Annotated in this window: 13 protein-coding genes; 6 read left to right on the top strand and 7 right to left on the bottom strand. The window is 73.8% G+C overall.

Annotated features, from left to right (window positions below):
- Positions 1-166: 166 nt before the first annotated feature.
- Complete coding sequence (locus tag FHR78_RS14650) at positions 167-361, top strand: hypothetical protein (RefSeq protein ID WP_166761300.1); 195 nt, start codon at positions 167-169, stop codon at positions 359-361.
- Between the two features lie 271 nt (positions 362-632).
- On the opposite strand, the gene FHR78_RS14645 is transcribed toward FHR78_RS14650, so the two are convergent.
- The 5 genes from FHR78_RS14645 to FHR78_RS14625 form a co-directional block, all read right to left on the bottom strand.
- Positions 633-989: a VOC family protein gene (locus tag FHR78_RS14645; RefSeq protein WP_166761299.1), complete on the bottom strand. Its 357-nt coding sequence runs from the start codon at positions 987-989 to the stop codon at positions 633-635.
- Positions 990-997: 8 nt separating this feature from the next.
- Complete coding sequence (locus FHR78_RS14640; RefSeq protein WP_166761298.1) at positions 998-1,219, bottom strand: DUF3073 domain-containing protein; 222 nt, start codon at positions 1,217-1,219, stop codon at positions 998-1,000.
- A gap of 117 nt (positions 1,220-1,336) precedes the next feature.
- Positions 1,337-2,464: an LCP family protein gene (locus FHR78_RS14635; RefSeq protein WP_166761297.1), complete on the bottom strand. Its 1,128-nt coding sequence runs from the start codon at positions 2,462-2,464 to the stop codon at positions 1,337-1,339.
- Between the two features lie 114 nt (positions 2,465-2,578).
- The gene (locus tag FHR78_RS14630; RefSeq protein ID WP_243862642.1) at positions 2,579-4,840 is read right to left on the bottom strand and encodes an APC family permease; all 2,262 of its coding nucleotides are present in this window, start codon (positions 4,838-4,840) and stop codon (positions 2,579-2,581) included.
- Positions 4,841-4,940: 100 nt separating this feature from the next.
- The gene (locus FHR78_RS14625; RefSeq protein WP_166761296.1) at positions 4,941-5,648 is read right to left on the bottom strand and encodes a YczE/YyaS/YitT family protein; all 708 of its coding nucleotides are present in this window, start codon (positions 5,646-5,648) and stop codon (positions 4,941-4,943) included.
- Between the two features lie 78 nt (positions 5,649-5,726).
- Here FHR78_RS14625 and FHR78_RS14620 point away from each other — a divergent pair, with 78 nt between their 5' ends.
- The 4 genes from FHR78_RS14620 to FHR78_RS14605 all read left to right on the top strand — a co-directional run bounded on the left by FHR78_RS14620 (position 5,727) and on the right by FHR78_RS14605 (position 14,650).
- Complete coding sequence (locus FHR78_RS14620; RefSeq protein WP_166761295.1) at positions 5,727-7,190, top strand: PLP-dependent aminotransferase family protein; 1,464 nt, start codon at positions 5,727-5,729, stop codon at positions 7,188-7,190.
- Positions 7,191-7,281: 91 nt separating this feature from the next.
- Complete coding sequence (locus FHR78_RS14615; RefSeq protein ID WP_166761294.1) at positions 7,282-10,443, top strand: efflux RND transporter permease subunit; 3,162 nt, start codon at positions 7,282-7,284, stop codon at positions 10,441-10,443.
- A gap of 512 nt (positions 10,444-10,955) precedes the next feature.
- Positions 10,956-13,037, top strand: coding sequence for a DEAD/DEAH box helicase (locus FHR78_RS14610; protein WP_166761293.1), 2,082 nt, complete (start codon positions 10,956-10,958; stop codon positions 13,035-13,037).
- 116 nt (positions 13,038-13,153) lie between these two features.
- Positions 13,154-14,650 carry a hypothetical protein gene (locus FHR78_RS14605; RefSeq protein ID WP_166761292.1) on the top strand — a complete coding sequence of 499 codons (1,497 nt, stop codon included), beginning with the start codon at positions 13,154-13,156 and terminating at the stop codon, positions 14,648-14,650.
- Between the two features lie 97 nt (positions 14,651-14,747).
- Here FHR78_RS14605 and FHR78_RS14600 read toward each other — a convergent pair whose 3' ends face one another.
- Positions 14,748-15,254 (bottom strand): mycothiol transferase, encoded by a 507-nt coding sequence (locus FHR78_RS14600; protein ID WP_166761291.1) that lies wholly within the window; start codon positions 15,252-15,254, stop codon positions 14,748-14,750.
- Between the two features lie 86 nt (positions 15,255-15,340).
- The gene (locus FHR78_RS14595) at positions 15,341-15,853 is read right to left on the bottom strand and encodes a MarR family winged helix-turn-helix transcriptional regulator (RefSeq protein ID WP_166761290.1); all 513 of its coding nucleotides are present in this window, start codon (positions 15,851-15,853) and stop codon (positions 15,341-15,343) included.
- A gap of 326 nt (positions 15,854-16,179) precedes the next feature.
- On the opposite strand from FHR78_RS14595, the gene FHR78_RS14590 reads away from it, so the two are divergent.
- Positions 16,180-16,797: a hypothetical protein gene (locus FHR78_RS14590; RefSeq protein WP_166761289.1), complete on the top strand. Its 618-nt coding sequence runs from the start codon at positions 16,180-16,182 to the stop codon at positions 16,795-16,797.
- Positions 16,798-17,036 lie beyond the last annotated feature (239 nt).

Genomic DNA, 17,036 nt, shown 5'->3' with positions numbered 1-17,036 from the left:
GCCGATAAGAGCGCGGGAGGCGCGGGTCGGCTGCGAGAGCCGGCCCCCGGGCCGCAGCGGCGACCCGGCCGTGGTGCCGGTCGAGGATCGGACGTACACTCGGTCCACGCCCTCCGGGGCGCACCTCGACGACGATGTCGGGACGGACGACGAAGGAGTCGACCACATGACCACTCACACGCACACCACCGGCCCCGCCGCTCGGGTCACCCGGGTGACCCGCGTCCCGCTCGCGCCGGTCCCGCCGCGCGAGGCCTCCGCCGTCACCGGCGGCAAGCGCGTCGCGCTCCTCACGGCAGGCGGGCTCGTGCTCGTCGTCGCGGTCGGGCTCCTGCCGGTGCTCGGGCAGTTCGTCGGCTGATCTGTCCCCTCGCCCGACGGGCGTTTCGTCAGCCGCCGCACGCACGGGCTCGACGGACAGCTCGTCGGCACCTCGGCGCCCGATGCGCACGGGCCGGAGTGCTCGGTCGCGCCTGGTCTCGTGACGCCAGCGCGTCCGGGGGGTCTCGTCCCGCGACGGCGGCGGCTCTGCCGCCGCACGTCCTTCGACGCCGGAGGCTCAGATGTGAGGCGCCCGGCGACGCCGCCAGCTCAGGTGCGTGACGCCCGGGGCCCCGACGAATCGCGGCGCGTCAGCCATCGTGACGCGAGCCGAGCACGCAGAACTCGTTGCCCTCGGGGTCGGCGAGCACCACCCACGACGGGTCGACCTGGCCGACGTCGACGCGCGTCGCGCCGAGGGCCTCGAGCCGGGCCACCTCGGCGGCCTGGTCGTCGGGGCGGAAGTCGAGGTGCAGCCGGTCCTTCACCGACTTGGGCTCGGGCACGCGCACGAACAGGAGCCCGGGCAGCGAGTCGGCGGCCGGCCGGAGCTCGGGCTCGTCGCCCGGCTCGCTCACGGTCACCCAGTCGAGCGCCTCGCGCCACCAGGCCGCGAGGGCCTCAGGGTCGACGGCGTCGACCACGACCTGTTCCCACACCAGGGCCACGGTCGCGCCTAGGCGGTCTTGCTCTGGTCGTGGCCTGCCTGGCCCTCGTCGAGGTCGGTGTCGACCTCGGAGTCGTCGTCGAAGTCGTCGGCCCACCGGTCGACGTACTCGTCGGAATCGCTCTTGGTCGCAAGCTCTTTTTCGAGCGCACCGTAGTTGGTGTCAGGGCTGAAGTACTTCAGCTCTCTGGCGACCTTGGTGTGCTTGGCTTTTTGACGGCCGCGCCCCATGCGTGACCCCCTCGTGAATTCGGCCCGGAAACGGTGTCGGACGAACCGGGAACTACCGACAGGTGACGTTGCAAAACTGCATCGATCTTAGCATGTGCCCCTAGCCCCGACGGCCGGTCACGGGCGGCCCGGACGGGCCTCGAGGAACGCTCGCACCTGGTCGTCGCGGAGGGCGTCGCGGAGGGCGGGCATCGCCGCCTCGTCGGGCAGGACGATCGACTGGCCGTCGGGCGACGTGCCCGTGCCGGCGTCCGGCACGGTGAAGAAGTCGACGTCGTCGGGACGGACGCCGCGGAGGCTCGCGCCGAGCGACACCAGGGAGGCGGCGTCCAGCCCCGCGTCGACCGTCACGTAGGGCGCGACGGCCGTCACGAAGCCCGTGACCCGCGTCGGGTCGGTGAGGGTCGCGCGGCTGACGAGCGAGTCGAGCACGCCGCGGAGGAACGCCTGCTGGTTCCGGACCCGCTGGTAGTCGGCGTCGGCGAAGGCCGCGCGCTCGCGGACGAACGACAGTGCGGCGTCGCCCTCGAGGTGGTTGACGCCCTGCACGTACTCGTAGCTGCGTGCTCGGTCGCGGGCGGTGCTGCGGAAGGCCTTCTCGCTGACCACGTCGACGCCGCCGAGGGCCGTGGTCATGCCGGCGAAGCCCTCGAAGTCGACGATCGCGACGTGGTCGATCCGCACCCCGAGCAGGCTCTCGACGGTCTGCACCGTGAGCGGGCTGCCGCCGTAGGCCCAGGCCGCGTTCAGCTTGGCGTCGCCGTGGCCGGGGACGGGCACCCAGACGTCGCGCATCAGGGACATCACGGAGGCGTGGCGCCGGTCGGCGTCGACGTGCAGCAGCATCATCGTGTCGGTGCGCTGCCCGGAGGGGCCCGCGACGTCGAGCGTCGTCTCGTCGCCCCGGGAGTCGGAGCCCATCAGCAGCACGTTCAGCGCGCCGTCCGTCGTGGGGGCGGGGCGTTCGGCCTCGGCCGGGAACGCCCGGTCGAGGGTCGTCGTCGAGTCGTCCCAGGCGGAGGCGAGGTGCAGGGCGAAGGCGCCGGCGGCCACGCCCGCGGCCACGACGAGCAGCACGAGCGACACGCCCGCCGCGATCGCGGCGGGCGCCGCCCGCGACCGACAACGCCGGCGGCCCCGGCGCCGCCCGGTCGTGGCCGGCCCGGTCACCACCGGCCCGGTCGGGACGGGCCCGGTCGCCACGTCGTCGCCGGGGTGGAGGCCGAGGGTCGAGAGGTCGTCCATGGTCGTGCTCCGGGGGTAGGCCGGGCGCCCTCACGGAGCGAGGGGCCGCCCTCGGGGACGAGGGCAGGCCCCACGATATCTCGTGGGTGATGTATCAGTCGAATGGCGGCGACGTCATTTCTTGCGTCGCGGGCCCGTGCCGTTGCGGGCCGCCGACCGCGCCTTGCGCGCCGCGTCGCCCCGGCGCGCGTTGCCGACGTTCTGGCCCTTGCCCGCCGCCCGCGGCGTCTGCTTCGGGCCCGAGGCGCGCGGCACGTCGGGGTGGCCGCCGGCCGCGCCGTCGTGCCCGGCCCCGCCGTCGTGCTCGGCGCCGACCACGAGGCCGCGGTGGACGGCACCGCCCTCGACGGCCGCGCCGGCCCTGCCTGCCGGACCCGCGCCTCCTGCGGTCACCGACCCGGCCGGCTGGAGGGGGCGGCGGGGCAGGGGGCGGATGGGCTCGCCGCGGCGGTCCTGGCCGGGGATCGGCCGCGACCGGCGGCCGTAGAGGATCTCGGACGAGTCGAGCAGCCACGGCACGAGCGAGATCGTGACGCCGTGCACGAGCATGAGCTTCTGGCGGATGCGGCGGCTCTTGTGGTTGTGCAGCAGCGCCTCCCACCAGTGGCCGACGATGTAGATCGGCGTGTAGATCGTGACGACCTCCGAGCCGTGCTCGGCCCGGTGCGCCTTGATGTACTTGATCAGCGGCATGCTGATGTCGCGGTAGGGCGAGGCGACGATGCGCAGGGGCACCTCGATCTCCTGCTCGGCCCACTGCCGCTGCAGCAGGGCCGTCGCCTCGTCGTCGACGCCGACGTGCACCGCCTCGAGCGACTCGTGCCGCGCCGCGATCGCGTAGTCGAGCGCCTTGAGCACCGGCTTCTGCATCGTGCCGACGAGCACGATCGCGTGGTCGCCGTGCGCGCCGAACTGCGTCGTGGCGTCGGGCTCGATCTCGACCCGCACGTCGCGGTAGTAGCGGTTCACGCCGAGCATCAGCACGAACAGGATCGGCATGATGACGAACACGAGCCAGGCGCCGTGCGTGAACTTCGTCACGGTCACCACGATGAGCACGGAGGCGGTGAGCAGGGCCCCGAACGCGTTGATGCCGCGGGCGCGGTACACGGCGCCGCGGTCGGCGCAGCCCTCGCGCAGCATGCGGGTCCAGTGCACGACCATGCCGGTCTGGCCGAGCGTGAACGAGACGAAGACGCCGATGATGTAGAGCTGGATCAGCCCGGTGACGCTGGCCTGGTAGACGAGCAGGATGGCGCAGGCCACCAGCGCGAGGACGATCACGCCGTTCGAGTAGATGAGGCGGTCGCCCCGGGTGTTCAGCGCCTTGGGGGCGTACTGGTCGCGGGCCAGGATCGAGCCGAGCAGCGGGAACCCGTTGAACGCCGTGTTCGCCGCCAGCAGCAGCACGGCCGCCGTGCAGGTCTGGATCAGGTAGAAGGGGACGCCGAACAGCGACCCGCCGAACACCGCGCTCGCGATCTGCGCGATGAGGCTGCGCTGCGGGGTGCCCGTGCAGTCGACGAAGCCCTGCAGGTCGCAGGCGTCCTCGGCGTAGTGGACCTTCGCGATCAGGGCGACGGCGACGAGGCCGGCGAACAGGACGATCGCGATGCCGCCCATCAGCACGAGGGTCTTCTGGGCGTTCTGCACCTTCGGGCGGCGGAACGCGGGCACGCCGTTGGCGATCGCCTCGACCCCGGTCAGGGCCGAGCAGCCGCTCGAGAAGGCGCGCAGCAGCAGCAGGACGAACGCCGCCTGCGTGAGCTGGTCGGCCTGCACGGTGTACTCGGCGCTCTCGGCCACGGGCGGGTCGCCGAGGGCGGTGCGGACGAGCGCGATGACGATCATGACGAACACGCTCGAGACGAACAGGTAGGTCGGCACGGCGAAGGCCTTGCTCGACTCGCGCACGCCCCGCAGGTTGACGGCGGCCAGCAGCAGCACGAAGAACACGGCGAGCTCGACCCGCACCGGGGCCAGCTCGGGCACCGCCGAGATGATGTTGTCGACGCCCGACGCGACCGAGACGGCGACGGTCATCACGTAGTCGACGAGCAGGGCGGAGGCCACGACGAGGCCGGCCTTCTCGCCGAGGTTGCGGTGGGCGACCTCGTAGTCGCCGCCTCCCGAGGGGTAGGCCTTGATCAGCTGGCGGTACGAGGCGACGACGACGAGCAGCAGCACGACGACGGCCACCGCCACCCACGGTGCGAGGGTGAGGAACCCGAGCCCGCCGATCAGCAGGATCATCAGCAGCTCCTGCGGCGCGTACGCCACGGAGCTCAGCGGGTCGCTGGCGAAGATCGGGAGGGCGAGGTGCTTCGGGAGGAGCTGCCCCTCGAGCTTCTCCGAGGGGAGGGGTTCACCGATCAGCCACCGCTTCGGCGACCGGGCTTCGTCAGTCACGAGCGGCGACTCTACTCCGCGGCGAGGGCCTGTCAACCCGCCGCGGAGGCCGCGCATTCCCGATCCGTCAGGCGGTCGGCGAGGTCGCCGTGGGGACGGGGCCGGTGGTCGGGCCCGTGGCCGAGTCCGGGGCCGAGTCCGTGGCCGAGCCCGGGGCCGAGTCCGCGACCACGCCCGAGGTCGCGGCGCCGCGTGCCGCGCGCGGCGCGAAGAGCGGCAGCGTCACCGCCACGAGGGGGCCGATCAGCAGGGCCTCGACCGCCGTGCCGATGCCGACCTGGCCGCCCAGCAGCCAGCCGACCGCGAGCACCGTCAGCTCGATCACCGTGCGGGCCACCCCCACGCGCAGGCCGAGCCGGCGGTGCAGCCCGAGCATGAGCCCGTCGCGGGGCCCGGGGCCGAAGTCGGCGCCGATGTAGAGGCCGCTCGCCACCGCGAGCAGCAGCAGGCCGGCGGCGAACGTGAGCCCCTGAGCCCACCACACGGTCTGCGTGGGCAGCACGTGCAGCCCGAGGTCGGCGAAGGGGCCGACCAGCAGCGCGTTCGCGACCGTGCCGAACCGCGGTCGCTGTCGCAGCGGGATCCACAGCAGCAGCACGACGGCGCTCGTGAGGAACACGACGAGGCCGAAGCCGAGGCCGGTCTGCGCCACGATGCCCTGCGTCAGCACGTCCCACGGGGCGACGCCGATGCTCGCCCGCACCATCAGGGCGATGGCGGCGCCGTAGAGGAACAGGCCGAGGAGGAGCTGCAGGAGGCGGCGGGTCAGGAGCATGGACCGATCCAATCGGGCAGGCGGCCTGGTGGCAAGGGTCCAATCGGCCTAGTGTGGCCGCATGGACGGGAGCGCCGCATGAGCATCACCACGAACGGGCCGGCCGTGTCGTCGCGGGCGCTGGGCGTCCTGCTCGACTCGTGGCGCGCCTCCTCGGCTCCCGGGTACGCCGCGCTGGCCGACCGCATCCGGCTGCTCGTGCTCGACGGGCGGCTCGCGGTGGGCACCCGCCTGCCCAGCGAGCGCGACCTCGCCGCCCACCTCGGGGTCAGCCGCACGACCGTCGCGGCGGCCTACTCGACGCTGCGCGACGCCGGCCACGTGACGAGCCTGCGCGGCAGCGGCAGCGTCGTCCGGCTGCCCGACCGGGCGCGCGTGCCGCGCTCGGCGCCCGAGGGCGACGTGCTCGACTTCACGAAGGCGGCGATGCCCGCCGTCGACGGGATCGCCGAGGCCGCCCAGCGGGCCGCGGGACGCCTCGGCGCCTACCTCTCCGAGCCCGGCTTCGACACCGTGGGACGGCCCGTGCTGCGCGAGGCGATCGCCGCCCGCTACCGGGCCCGCGGCCTCGAGACCAGCGCCGACCAGATCGTCGTGACGCTCGGCGCGCAGCACGCCATCGCGCTGCTCGCCCGCGTGCTCGTCGGCCGCGGCGACCGCGCCGTCGTCGAGACGCCCGGCTACCCGCACGCCTTCGAGGCGCTCCGGGCCGCCGGGGCGCGGCTCGCGCCCGTCAGCGTCACCGTCGACGACGGGTGGGACGAGGCGACGCTGATGCAGACGCTGCGGCGCACCAGCCCGCCCGTCGCGTACCTGATGCCCGACTTCCACAACCCGACCGGCGCGACGATGCCCGCGGAGCAGCGCGTCCGCGTGCTCGAGGCTGCGGCCGACGAGGGCACGGTCGTGATCGCGGACGAGACGATGGCCGAGCTCGTCGTCGGGGGGCCGGGGGGCGCCTCCTCGGCTCTCGGCGGCTGGCCACGGCCCCTGCCGATGGCGGCCTACGGGCCGGCCGTCACGATCGGGTCGGTCGGCAAGTCGCTCTGGGGCGGCCTGCGCATCGGGTGGATCCGTGCGGAGCGACCGCTCGTCGAGCGGCTCGTGCGCGCCCGCTCGGCCGGCGACCTCGGCACCCCGGTGCTCGAGCAGCTGATCGTCGCCGACCTGCTCGGCGACCTCGACGGCGTGCTGGAGGCGCGGGCCCGCCAGCTGAGGCACGGTCGCGACCGCGTCGTGGCCGGGCTGCGCAGTGCGTTCCCCGGGTGGACCGTGCCCTCGCCCGCCGGCGGGCTGACCACGTGGGTCGGCCTCGGCGCGCCCGTCAGCTCGCAGCTCGTGCTCGCCGCCCGGCGCCACGGGCTGCTGCTCGCGGCCGGGCCCATGTTCGGCGTCGACGGGGCCTTCGAGCGGTTCCTGCGGGTGCCGTTCTCGTACCCCGACGACGAGACGGACCGGGCGCTCGCCGCGCTCGTCGCGGCCTGGGACGGCATCGACGGCGTGCAGGCGCCGCGCGGGGCGCTGATGGCCGAGGTCGTCTAGACGGATTGTCAGTGAGCGCGGTGAGAATGACCACGGTGCACTGCGTGCACCTCCGTCTCCTCCGCCACCTCCGTCGCTCACCAGGAGCCCCGTGCATCTTCTGTCCGTCTTCAGCCTGCGCAACCGTGCGCTGATCGCCCTCGTCACGATCGTCGTCGCCGTCTTCGGCGGCATCGCGCTGACCTCGCTGAAGCAGGAGCTCGCGCCCAACGTGCAGTTCCCCCAGATCGCGATCGTGAGCTCGTACCCGGGCGCCACGCCCGAGGTCGTGAACGACGACGTCTCGACGCCGATCGAGCAGGCGGTGCAGATCATCCCCGGGCTCGAGGGCACCACCGCGACGTCGAGCACCTCGCAGAGCACCGTCTCGGCCGAGTTCACCTACGGCACCGACCTCGGCGCCGCCGAGCAGAAGATCCAGTCGGCGATCAACCGGCTGACGCTGCCCGACAGCGTCGACACGCAGGTGGTCACCGGCAGCCTCGACGACCTGCCCGTCATCCAGATCGCCGTCACCGGCTACTCGACCGACGGCACCCAGGCGCTCGTCGACCGGCTCACGGGCACGACCGTGCCCGACCTGCAGAAGCTCGACGGCGTGCGCGAGGCGTCGATCTACGGCGACGCCGGCCAGCGCGTCGTCATCACCCCCGACAGCACGGCGCTCGCCGCGGCCGGCCTGACCACGCAGGCGTTCCAGGACGCTCTCGACGCCAACGGCACGCTGATCCCGGGCGGCACGATCACCGAGAACGGGCAGACCCTCTCGATCCAGGCCGGCCAGCGCCTCACGAGCACCGACGAGGTGGCGGCGCTGCCGCTGCTCGGCGGCACCTCGGCCGTGACGATCGACGACGTGGCCGACGTCGCGCTCAGCGGCGCGCCCGTCACCTCGATCAGCCGCGTCGACGGGCAGGACGCCCTGACCATCGCGGTCACCAAGACGCTCGACGCCAACACGGTCGACGTGTCGACCACCGTGCAGGACGCCCTGCCGTCGCTCGCCGCCGACCTCGGCTCGGACGTCGACCTGACGATCGTCTTCGACCAGGCGCCGTTCATCCAGCAGTCGATCGACGCGCTCGCCGAGGAGGGCCTGCTCGGCCTCGCCTTCGCCGTCGTCGTCATCCTCGTGTTCCTGCTCTCGGTGCGGTCGACGATCGTCACCGCGATCAGCATCCCCACCAGCGTGCTCATCACTTTCATCGGGCTGCAGGCGGCGGGCTACACGCTCAACATCCTCACGCTGGGCGCCCTCACGATCGCCATCGGCCGCGTCGTCGACGACTCCATCGTCGTCATCGAGAACATCAAGCGGCACCTCACAGGAGGCGCCGACCGCGTCGCGTCGATCACCGCGGCCGTGCGCGAGGTCGCGGGCGCCGTCACGGCGTCGACCATCACGACCGTCGTCGTGTTCCTGCCGCTCGCCTTCGTCGGCAACATCACCGGCGAGCTGTTCCGGCCCTTCGCGCTGACCGTGACCATCGCCCTGCTCGCCTCGCTGTTCGTCTCGCTGACGATCGTGCCGGTGCTCGCGTACTGGTTCCTCCGGGCGCCGAAGGTGCACAAGCACGCGGGTGCCGGTGCCGGTGCGGGTGCGGGTGCGGCCGCCGGCGCGGCCGCCGGCGGGCCGGCGCAGGAGCGCCTGACGACCGCCGCCTCCGACCCGACCGACACGACGCCGCTCGACCGGCTGCGGCGTGTCTACGTGCCGGTGCTGCGCGGCACCCTCCGCCGCCCGGTCGTGACCCTGCTCGTCGCGCTGCTCGTGCTCGGCGGCACGGCGGCGGCCGTCCCGCTGATGAAGACGAACTTCCTCGGGGCGAGCGGACAGAACACGTTCACCGTCACGCAGACCCTCGCGCCCGCGTCGAGCCTGCAGGTGCTCTCGGACGCCGCCACGCAGGTGGAGGCACAGCTCGAGGACGTCGACGGCATCGAGACCGTGCAGCTGACCATCGGCTCGAGCGGCACCTCGATCGCCAGCTTCTTCGGGGGCACCGGCGACAGCACCGTCACCTACTCGATCACGACCGACGAGGACGCCGACCAGGACGCCCTGCAGGCCGAGGTGCGCTCGCGGCTCGCCGACGTCGCCGACGCGGGCGACATCGAGCTCGCCGCCTCGAGCGGCTTCGGCACGAGCAACGACATCACCGTCGACGTGACCGCGCCCGACCCGGACACGCTGCAGACCGCCACCGAGACAGTGCTCTCCGCCGTGAGCGACCTGCCGGGCACGGCCGAGGCCGGCTCGAACCTCCAGGCGGCGCAGCCCGTGATCGGCGTCGTCGTCGACCGCGACGCGGCCGCGGCCATCGGTCTCAGCGAGGTCGCCGTCGGCGGCATCGTCTCGCAGGCCGTGCAGCCGTTCCGCGTGGGCTCGCTCGAGATCGACGACAGCTCGGTCGACATCTACACCGTCGACCCGACGCCGCCCGCGACCCTCGACGATCTGCGGGGCCTCGAGCTGCCGAGCGCGACGGGCCCCGTGCGCCTCGACTCGATCGCCACCGTCGAGCAGACGACCGGGCCGACCTCGGTCACGACGACCGACGCGGTGCGGAGCGCCACCGTCACGGTCACCCCGTCGAGCGACGACCTCTCGAGCGCCGGCACCGAGGTCGACGACGCGATCGCGGGCCTCGACCTGCCCGCCGGGGCGGACGCCGTCGTCGGCGGAGCCGTCGCCGACCAGTCGAACGCCTTCTCCCAGCTGGCCCTGGCGGTGCTCGTCGCGATCCTGATCGTCTACATCGTCATGGTGGCGACGTTCCGCAGCCTGCTGCAGCCGCTCCTCCTGCTGGTCTCGATCCCCTTCGCGGCGACCGGCGCGATCCTGCTGCAGCTCGCCTCCGGCATCCCGCTCGGCGTCGCGTCGCTGATCGGCGTGCTGATGCTGGTCGGCATCGTCGTGACCAACGCGATCGTGCTGATCGACCTCGTCAACCAGTACCGGGCGAGGGGCCTGCGGGTGCGCGAGGCGCTGCTCGAGGGGGCGTCGCGCAGGCTGCGGCCGATCCTCATGACGGCGACCGCGACGATCTTCGCGCTCACCCCGATGGCGCTCGGCATCACCGGGCACGGCGGCTTCATCTCGCAGCCGCTCGCCGTCGTCGTGATCGGCGGGCTCGTGTCGTCGACCGTGCTGACGCTGGTCGTGCTGCCGGTGCTGTACTCGCTGTACGAGGGCGGGCGCGAGCGGCGGGCGGACCGGCGCGCGGACGAGGGCGGCGCTCGGGCTCAGTAACTCGCGGGCGACGGGCCCCGCCTGCGGGCCGGCCGTCGCCGGCGGTGAGGCGCAAAGCGAGAGCGTTAGGGCCCGGGCGGGCGTCGTTCCGGGGGCCTCGGGCTCCGTTCGCGCCGATCGCTCTCAAATTTGAGATCGGGTGCGGTGTGCCGGGCGTCGTTCCGGGGGGTCTCGGGTTCCGCCGCGCCGATCGCTCTCGGATTCGAGATGGGTGGGGGCGGTGCCGGGCGTTGGGCCGGGCGGGCGTGGGCGGCCTGCAGGAGGCGGGGGTTCTGTTCCGGGGGAGGGTCGGGTATCGTAGACCCGTCGGCTCAAGACCGCGCGCCTGTGGCGCGCACGCCCCGCAGCAGTCTCCCGAGAGGGACGCAGCGCGGAGCACATGAGGGTTTGTACGTCTTGTGGGCCGGATTCTCGACGGATCTCGTCGGGATGAATTCACGTCTGTGAACGGTCCTGGTCAATGGCTGCCCGGGCATTACTTCGCGTCATCGCACAAGCCCGGAAAGAACACCATGCCCCCCTACGACAAGACTCCGTCACGCTCCCGAGGCACCGACCCGCACCGCAAGCCCGGCTCCAAGAGCCAGAAGCACCGCGGACACCGCCCCGACGAGGCCGGCGCCCCCGAGCGCAAGGACCGCTGGAACAGCGACGCGCGCGCCGAGCGCCGCGGCGAGGCGCCCCGCAGCGGCAGCGGCCGCCCCAACTGGGAGCCCCGCGAGAAGAGCTCGAACAGCCGCTTCGGCGCCCGCGACCACGACGCCCGCAACGCCGAGCGCGGCCGCGACGGAGGCGCCCCCCGCTTCGGCCGGGACGGCGGCAAGGAGGCGGCCCGCTGGGGCCGCGACAGCCGTCCGGCCCGCAGCTGGGAGCGCTCGGACCGTCCCGCCCGCGACGACCGCGGCGGTCGCGACGAGCGCGGCGGTCGCGACGAGCGCGGCTACGACCGCGACGCGCGCCCGGCGCGCGGCTACGACCGCGACGCCCGCCCGGCGCGCGGCCACGACCGCGACGAGCGCGCCGAGCGCCCCGCCCGCCGTGACGACCGCGCGCCCAAGAACTACACGCCCGCCGGGCGCCCGCCGCGCGAGGACCAGCCGACCCGGTCGTGGGGCGACCGTCCCGAGCGCGCTGGACGCGCCTCCGGCGGTTCCTACGACCGCGACAGCCGCGGCGGTCGCGACAGCCGGGACAGCCGTGGCGGCCGCGACGATCGCGCGCCGCGCAGCTACGACCGTGGCGGCCGCGACGAGCGCGCCCCGCGCAGCTACGACCGCGGCCCCGGCGCCGCCGAGCGCAACGACCGGAGCGACTTCTACCCCAAGCGCGACCAGGGCACGCACTACACGCCCGAGGACGACGTCAAGCTCGAGAAGCTGCAGGCCGAGGTCCTCACCGCGCAGGACGTCGAGGGCGTCAGCTTCGGCGACCTCGGGCTCGGCGACAACATCGAGCGCCAGCTGGCGTCGATGGGCGCCGCGGCTCCGTTCGCGATCCAGGCCGCGACGATCCCCGACGTGCTCGCGGGTCGCGACGTGCTCGGCCGCGGCCGCACCGGCTCCGGCAAGACCATCGCCTTCGGCGCCCCGCTCGTCGAGAAGCTGATGGAGAACAACGGCGCGAAGAACCGCAAGATGGGCCGTCGCCCCCGTGCGCTCATCCTCGCCCCGACCCGCGAGCTGGCCATGCAGATCGACCGCACGGTGCAGCCCATCGCCCGCTCGGTCGGCCTGTTCACCACCCAGGTCTACGGAGGCGTGCCCCAGGCCCGCCAGGTCGGCGCGCTCAACCGCGGCGTCGACATCGTGATCGGCACCCCCGGCCGCATCGAGGACCTCATCGACCAGGGCCGCCTCGACCTCAGCGAGGTCACCATCACGGTGCTCGACGAGGCCGACCACATGTGCGACCTCGGGTTCCTCGAGCCGGTGCAGCGCATCATCCGCGAGACCGCCCAGGTCAAGCCGAACGGCGACCGCGCCCAGAAGCTGCTCTTCAGCGCCACCCTCGACAAGGGCGTCGCGAAGCTCGTCGACGAGTTCCTCGTCGACCCGGCCGTGCACGAGGTCGCCGGCGAGGACCAGGCCAGCTCGACCATCGACCACCGCGTGCTCGTCATCGAGCAGCGCGACAAGACGGCCGTCATCGAGCAGCTCGCGTCGGGCCCCGGCAAGACGCTCGTCTTCGCCCGCACCCGCGCCTTCGCCGAGCAGCTCACCGACCAGCTCGAGGACGCGGGCATCCGCGCCACCAGCCTGCACGGCGACCTGAACCAGGCCCGCCGCACGCGCAACCTCGGCCTGCTCACCACCGGTCGCGTCAACGTGCTCGTCGCGACCGACGTCGCCGCCCGCGGCATCCACGTCGACGACATCGAGCTGGTCGTCCAGGCCGACATGCCCGACGAGTACAAGACGTACCTGCACCGTTCGGGGCGCACCGGCCGCGCCGGCAAGGAGGGCACCGTCGTGACGCTGATCACGCGCCCCCGTCGCCGCCGCATGGAGGAGCTGCTCGACCGCGCCGAGATCGAGGCCGAGATGATCGACGCGCGCTCGGGTGACGCCCTCGTCGACCGGCTCGCGGGCAACTAGGCCGCACCGCGCCTCCTCCGGCACCCTGACGGGCGCCCGCCCTCACGGGTGGGCGCCCGTCGGCGTCCCGTGGACGGGTCGGGGCCCTGTGGTGCGGTGCGCCCCAGGCTCGCAGCGTGGCCCCGACCCGCGAGAGACCCGGCATCGTCCGGGTCCGCATCAGCGACCGTGACGTCTGGCACGTCGTCGACCCCGCGCTGTCGCCGACCGAGGCCGCGGAGGCGGTGCGCGCCCACCGTGCGGCGAACGCGCCGACCAACCGGACCGCGCCGCGACGCGTGCTGGCGTGGACGCCGGGGCTCGTCGCCCTCGTGGTGCTGGCCGCCGCCGTCGTGGGGACCGTGGTCGTGACGCGCGAGCTCGACCTCGCCGAGCTCCCCGCCCGGATCACCGTCGCGGCCGCGCTGGGCCTCGTGGGGTTCTTCGTCGCCGCGGTGGCGGGCATCGCCCTGCTCGACGCCCCCTGGCGACGCGACGAGCCGGCTCCCGAGCCGCAGCGGAGCCCCCACGTCGTGCCCGTCGACGACGCGGTGCGCCGCTGGGCGACCGACGGCGTGCCCGCGGCCGACGGCGTGCCTGCGACCGACGGCGTGCCTGCGGCCGACGTGTGGCGCGTGGTCGGGGCGCTGGCGCTCGTCGGCGAGCTCGAGGCGGCCCGCTGGCGGTTGTCGGACTGCCTCTACGGACGCCTCGACGCCGGGGCGACCGGGGGAGAGGACCCCGCCGACGACGACGTGCCCGACGTCGGTGCTGTTCCCGGCGAGCACCCTGCGGAGACGGCGTTGTGGGCGGCGCGGGCGCGAGCCGAGGAGGCGCTGGTCGCCGTGGGCGAGGAGGTCGGGTACCCCAACGTCGTCGCTGATCCGTCACGGGACGGATCAGCGGTGAGCGAGTTCCTCGAGGACGTGCCGGAGGGGACTCCGGGGCACGGCGACGAGTTCGTCCGCGGCGAGTCCGCGCGGGTCCGGGGGGAGTCCGCCCTCGAGCGCGACCCCCGCACCGACACCCGGTGGCTGGTCGTCGACGAGTCGCTCCCTCGGCCCGAGCTGCAGGCCGCCCTGCGCGACGCGCTCACCTGGCCCCGCGGCGCCCTCGCCTCGGCCCTCCCCGCACTGGTCGGCGTCGCCGCGACCCTCGGCGGCGGCGTCGGCGTCGTCGTGGCCGTGGGGGGCCTCGACCTCGTCGAGTGGCCGTCGTGGGCCGGGCTCGGCTCGGTCGGTGCCGCCGCCGCGGGCATCACCGCCTACGGCGTGCTGGGGTGGCACGCGCACGAGCGGGCCGCCGCTCGGCGACGAGCCGCGACACGGGTCGCCCGTGCCGCCGTGGTCGAGGTCCCTGCCGCCTTCGCCGGCTGGGCCCGCGCCGAGGGGCGGACGCTGCGCCACGACGACCTCGTGGCCCTGGCGCGGGCCCTCAGTGCGACGCGGGCGGCCGCGTCCACCCTCGACGCCTGGCGCTGGGGCGAGCCCGACGTCGACTGGCCGCACGCCGACGCCGTCGTCGACCCCGTCCTCCTGGGCGAGTACGAGGCCGCACGGGCGGTGCTCGACGAGCTGGCCACGAGGCACGGCTGGACGGTGCCGGCCGAGGTCGCTCCCGAGTCGCTGCGGTAGGCGGGCGGTCCGGAGGAGGCGACCGGCGCCTCCTTCGCGGTGCACTCACGCCGAGACCCGGCCGATCCGCGCACGGCCCGCGTCGCCCCCGCCCGCGTCAGCGCCGGTCGAACAGCCCGCGCACGAACGAGGCCTGGCCGAGGTGCTGCGTGCAGTCGCCGAGGATGCTCACCAGGCGCGAGCCGGCCGTGACCGGCGGGTCCCACGCGTCGTCGACGACGTCGGTGTACGAGGCGGCGTCCAGGCCCTCGAGGTAGCCGCGGGTGCGCAGCGTCACGGCCTCGAGGTAGGCCACGAGGAGGTGCCCCTCGGCACGCACCTCGCCCACCTCGGCCGGCGACTGGCCGTAGCCCATCTCGGCGTGGTCGAACGGGAGGGCGAGGCGGTCGGCCCAGCCGTCGGCGGTCCAGACCTGGTCGGAGGCGGCGAGGTCGGCGATCTGCACGTCCTGCCCGCGGGCGGTGTGCCAGACGAGCCAGGCGATCGTGTTGGCCTCGGGGTCGGCGCGCCAGGCGAGGTCGTCGACGGAGAGCCCGTCGACGGCGGCGGAGGCGATGGCGGGGAGGCGGTCGAAGGCCTCGATGAGCACGTCGGAGGGATCCATCGCGCCACCCTACGACCCGCGTCGGCGGGCGGGCCGGGCCGGGGCGCCGGCCCCACCCGGGGTGTCAAGCGCGCCGGGCCGGGCCGTCAGGCGGTCTGGGCCCCGGTCGTGTCGTCGTCGACGGCGCGACGGGTCAGCGAGTCGCCGATGGCGCGCATCACCGCGGCGAGGAAGTCGAGCTGCCGCGGGTCGACGGCGTCGCGGAACGCGCTGCGGTAGAAGGCGCCGGTCTCGGCGACGGCGGCCTGCCCCTCGGGGGCGAGCTCGAGCACGACGCTGCGACGGTCGGTGGGGTGCGCCTGACGGGTGACGAAGCCGGCCTTCTCGAGCCGGTCGATGAGGCTCGTGGTGGCCCCGGTCGAGAGCTCGAGGGCCTCGGCCGCGCTCTTGGGCGTGCTCTCGGGGTTGCCCGAGATGAAGACGAGGCACTTGAGGTCGGTGGTGCCGATGCCGAAGTGCGTCGCGACCAGGCGCTCGACGCGGGCGTTCTGGGCCAGGAGGGTCGAGAAGGCGACGAGGACGTCGTCGACGTCGACCTGGCCGTGGGCGTCGCGGGGAGGGGCGGTGCCCGCGGCGGGCTGGGGGGAGATGTCGGTCATGCGCGGAGCTCCTAGGGAGGGGGAGGAGGTGCGGGGAAGTGGGGGAGACCGCGGCGGCGGGGGCGGCGGCTCATCGGTCGTGGGCCCACTATACCTCGCCGATCAAGTTGTTCGACGAGCGAGACATGCCCCCTCCACTGGGGGCATCATTCGGCTTGCGTACTACTCGACACCCGAATAACTTGATTGTCGTACCACTTGGACAGCAAGCCACACGGACACCGAACCTCTCGACAACCGGGAGACACGGGGATCGAGACGCTCTGCCCCCCACGATCTGCACCACGAACTGACTCACCACCTCTTCTCACACCCTGGAGCACACGATGTCCCGTCCCACCCCCCGCGCCGCCCGCCTCGCCGCCTGGATCGCCATCCCCGCCGCCCTCGTCGCCAGCGGCGTCGTCGTCTCGCAGGCCTCGTACTCGGCCTTCTCGTCCACCACGGTCAACCCGACCAGCAACTGGACCGCCGGCTCCGTCGCCCTCACCGACGACGACTCGAACACCGCCCTCTTCACGGCGACCAACCTCAAGCCCGGCCAGACCGGCAGCAACTGCATCGCCGTCACCTCGACCGGCACCCTCGCCTCGACCGTCAAGCTGTACGGCACCGGCGCCGCCACCACGAACAACCTCGCCTCGAACATCACGCTCAGCGTCGTGCAGGGCACCGGCGGCGGCTTCGGCTCGTGCTCGGGCTTCACCCCCCTCGCCTCGGGCTCGTCGCTCTACAACGGCACGCTCGCCGGCTTCGGCAGCAGCTACACGAACTTCAGCAACGGCGTCGGCACCTGGGCCCCCACGGGCACCACCGGCACCCAGACGACCACCTCGGAGACCCGCGTCTACCAGGTCACCTACACGGTCTCGAACACGGCGCCCAACACGACGCAGTCCGGCACCGCCTCGCTCGGCCTGACCTGGGAAGCCCAGAACAGCTAGCCCCCGACTCCCGTCGTCTCCCTCCCAGTGGGCGGCGACGGGGCACGACCCCGCCGCAGGCCTCCCCCCGGGCCGCGACGGGCCCCTCCCGCCGCTGCCCACCTCCCCCCTCCGGGCAGCGGCGGGACACCTCCGCCGGCACCCTGAGCCCGTCGGCGGAGGAGCCCCCGGCCGTCACGGCCGGACCCGCGACCCGACGGCCCGACCCGTCGACGCAGGGGCCCGTGAGCCACCCGACC

It is taken from the genome of Frigoribacterium faeni, assembly GCF_011761235.1.
Taxonomy (GTDB): domain Bacteria; phylum Actinomycetota; class Actinomycetes; order Actinomycetales; family Microbacteriaceae; genus Frigoribacterium; species Frigoribacterium faeni_A.
The sequence above is the reverse complement of the archived record's forward strand: the minus strand, read 5'-3'. Positions and strand labels throughout refer to the sequence as shown.

What these genes read in the sequence shown, in the direction of transcription:
- FHR78_RS14650 (WP_166761300.1), top strand. Translation starts at nt 167, where the DNA reads ATGACCACTCACACGCACACCACCGGCCCCGCCGCTCGGGTCACCCGG.
- FHR78_RS14640 (WP_166761298.1), bottom strand. Translation starts at nt 1,219, where the DNA reads ATGGGGCGCGGCCGTCAAAAAGCCAAGCACACCAAGGTCGCCAGAGAG.
- FHR78_RS14635 (WP_166761297.1), bottom strand. Translation starts at nt 2,464, where the DNA reads ATGGACGACCTCTCGACCCTCGGCCTCCACCCCGGCGACGACGTGGCG.
- FHR78_RS14625 (WP_166761296.1), bottom strand. Translation starts at nt 5,648, where the DNA reads ATGCTCCTGACCCGCCGCCTCCTGCAGCTCCTCCTCGGCCTGTTCCTC.
- FHR78_RS14620 (WP_166761295.1), top strand. Translation starts at nt 5,727, where the DNA reads ATGAGCATCACCACGAACGGGCCGGCCGTGTCGTCGCGGGCGCTGGGC.
- FHR78_RS14610 (WP_166761293.1), top strand. Translation starts at nt 10,956, where the DNA reads ATGCCCCCCTACGACAAGACTCCGTCACGCTCCCGAGGCACCGACCCG.
- FHR78_RS14600 (WP_166761291.1), bottom strand. Translation starts at nt 15,254, where the DNA reads ATGGATCCCTCCGACGTGCTCATCGAGGCCTTCGACCGCCTCCCCGCC.
- FHR78_RS14595 (WP_166761290.1), bottom strand. Translation starts at nt 15,853, where the DNA reads ATGACCGACATCTCCCCCCAGCCCGCCGCGGGCACCGCCCCTCCCCGC.
- FHR78_RS14590 (WP_166761289.1), top strand. Translation starts at nt 16,180, where the DNA reads ATGTCCCGTCCCACCCCCCGCGCCGCCCGCCTCGCCGCCTGGATCGCC.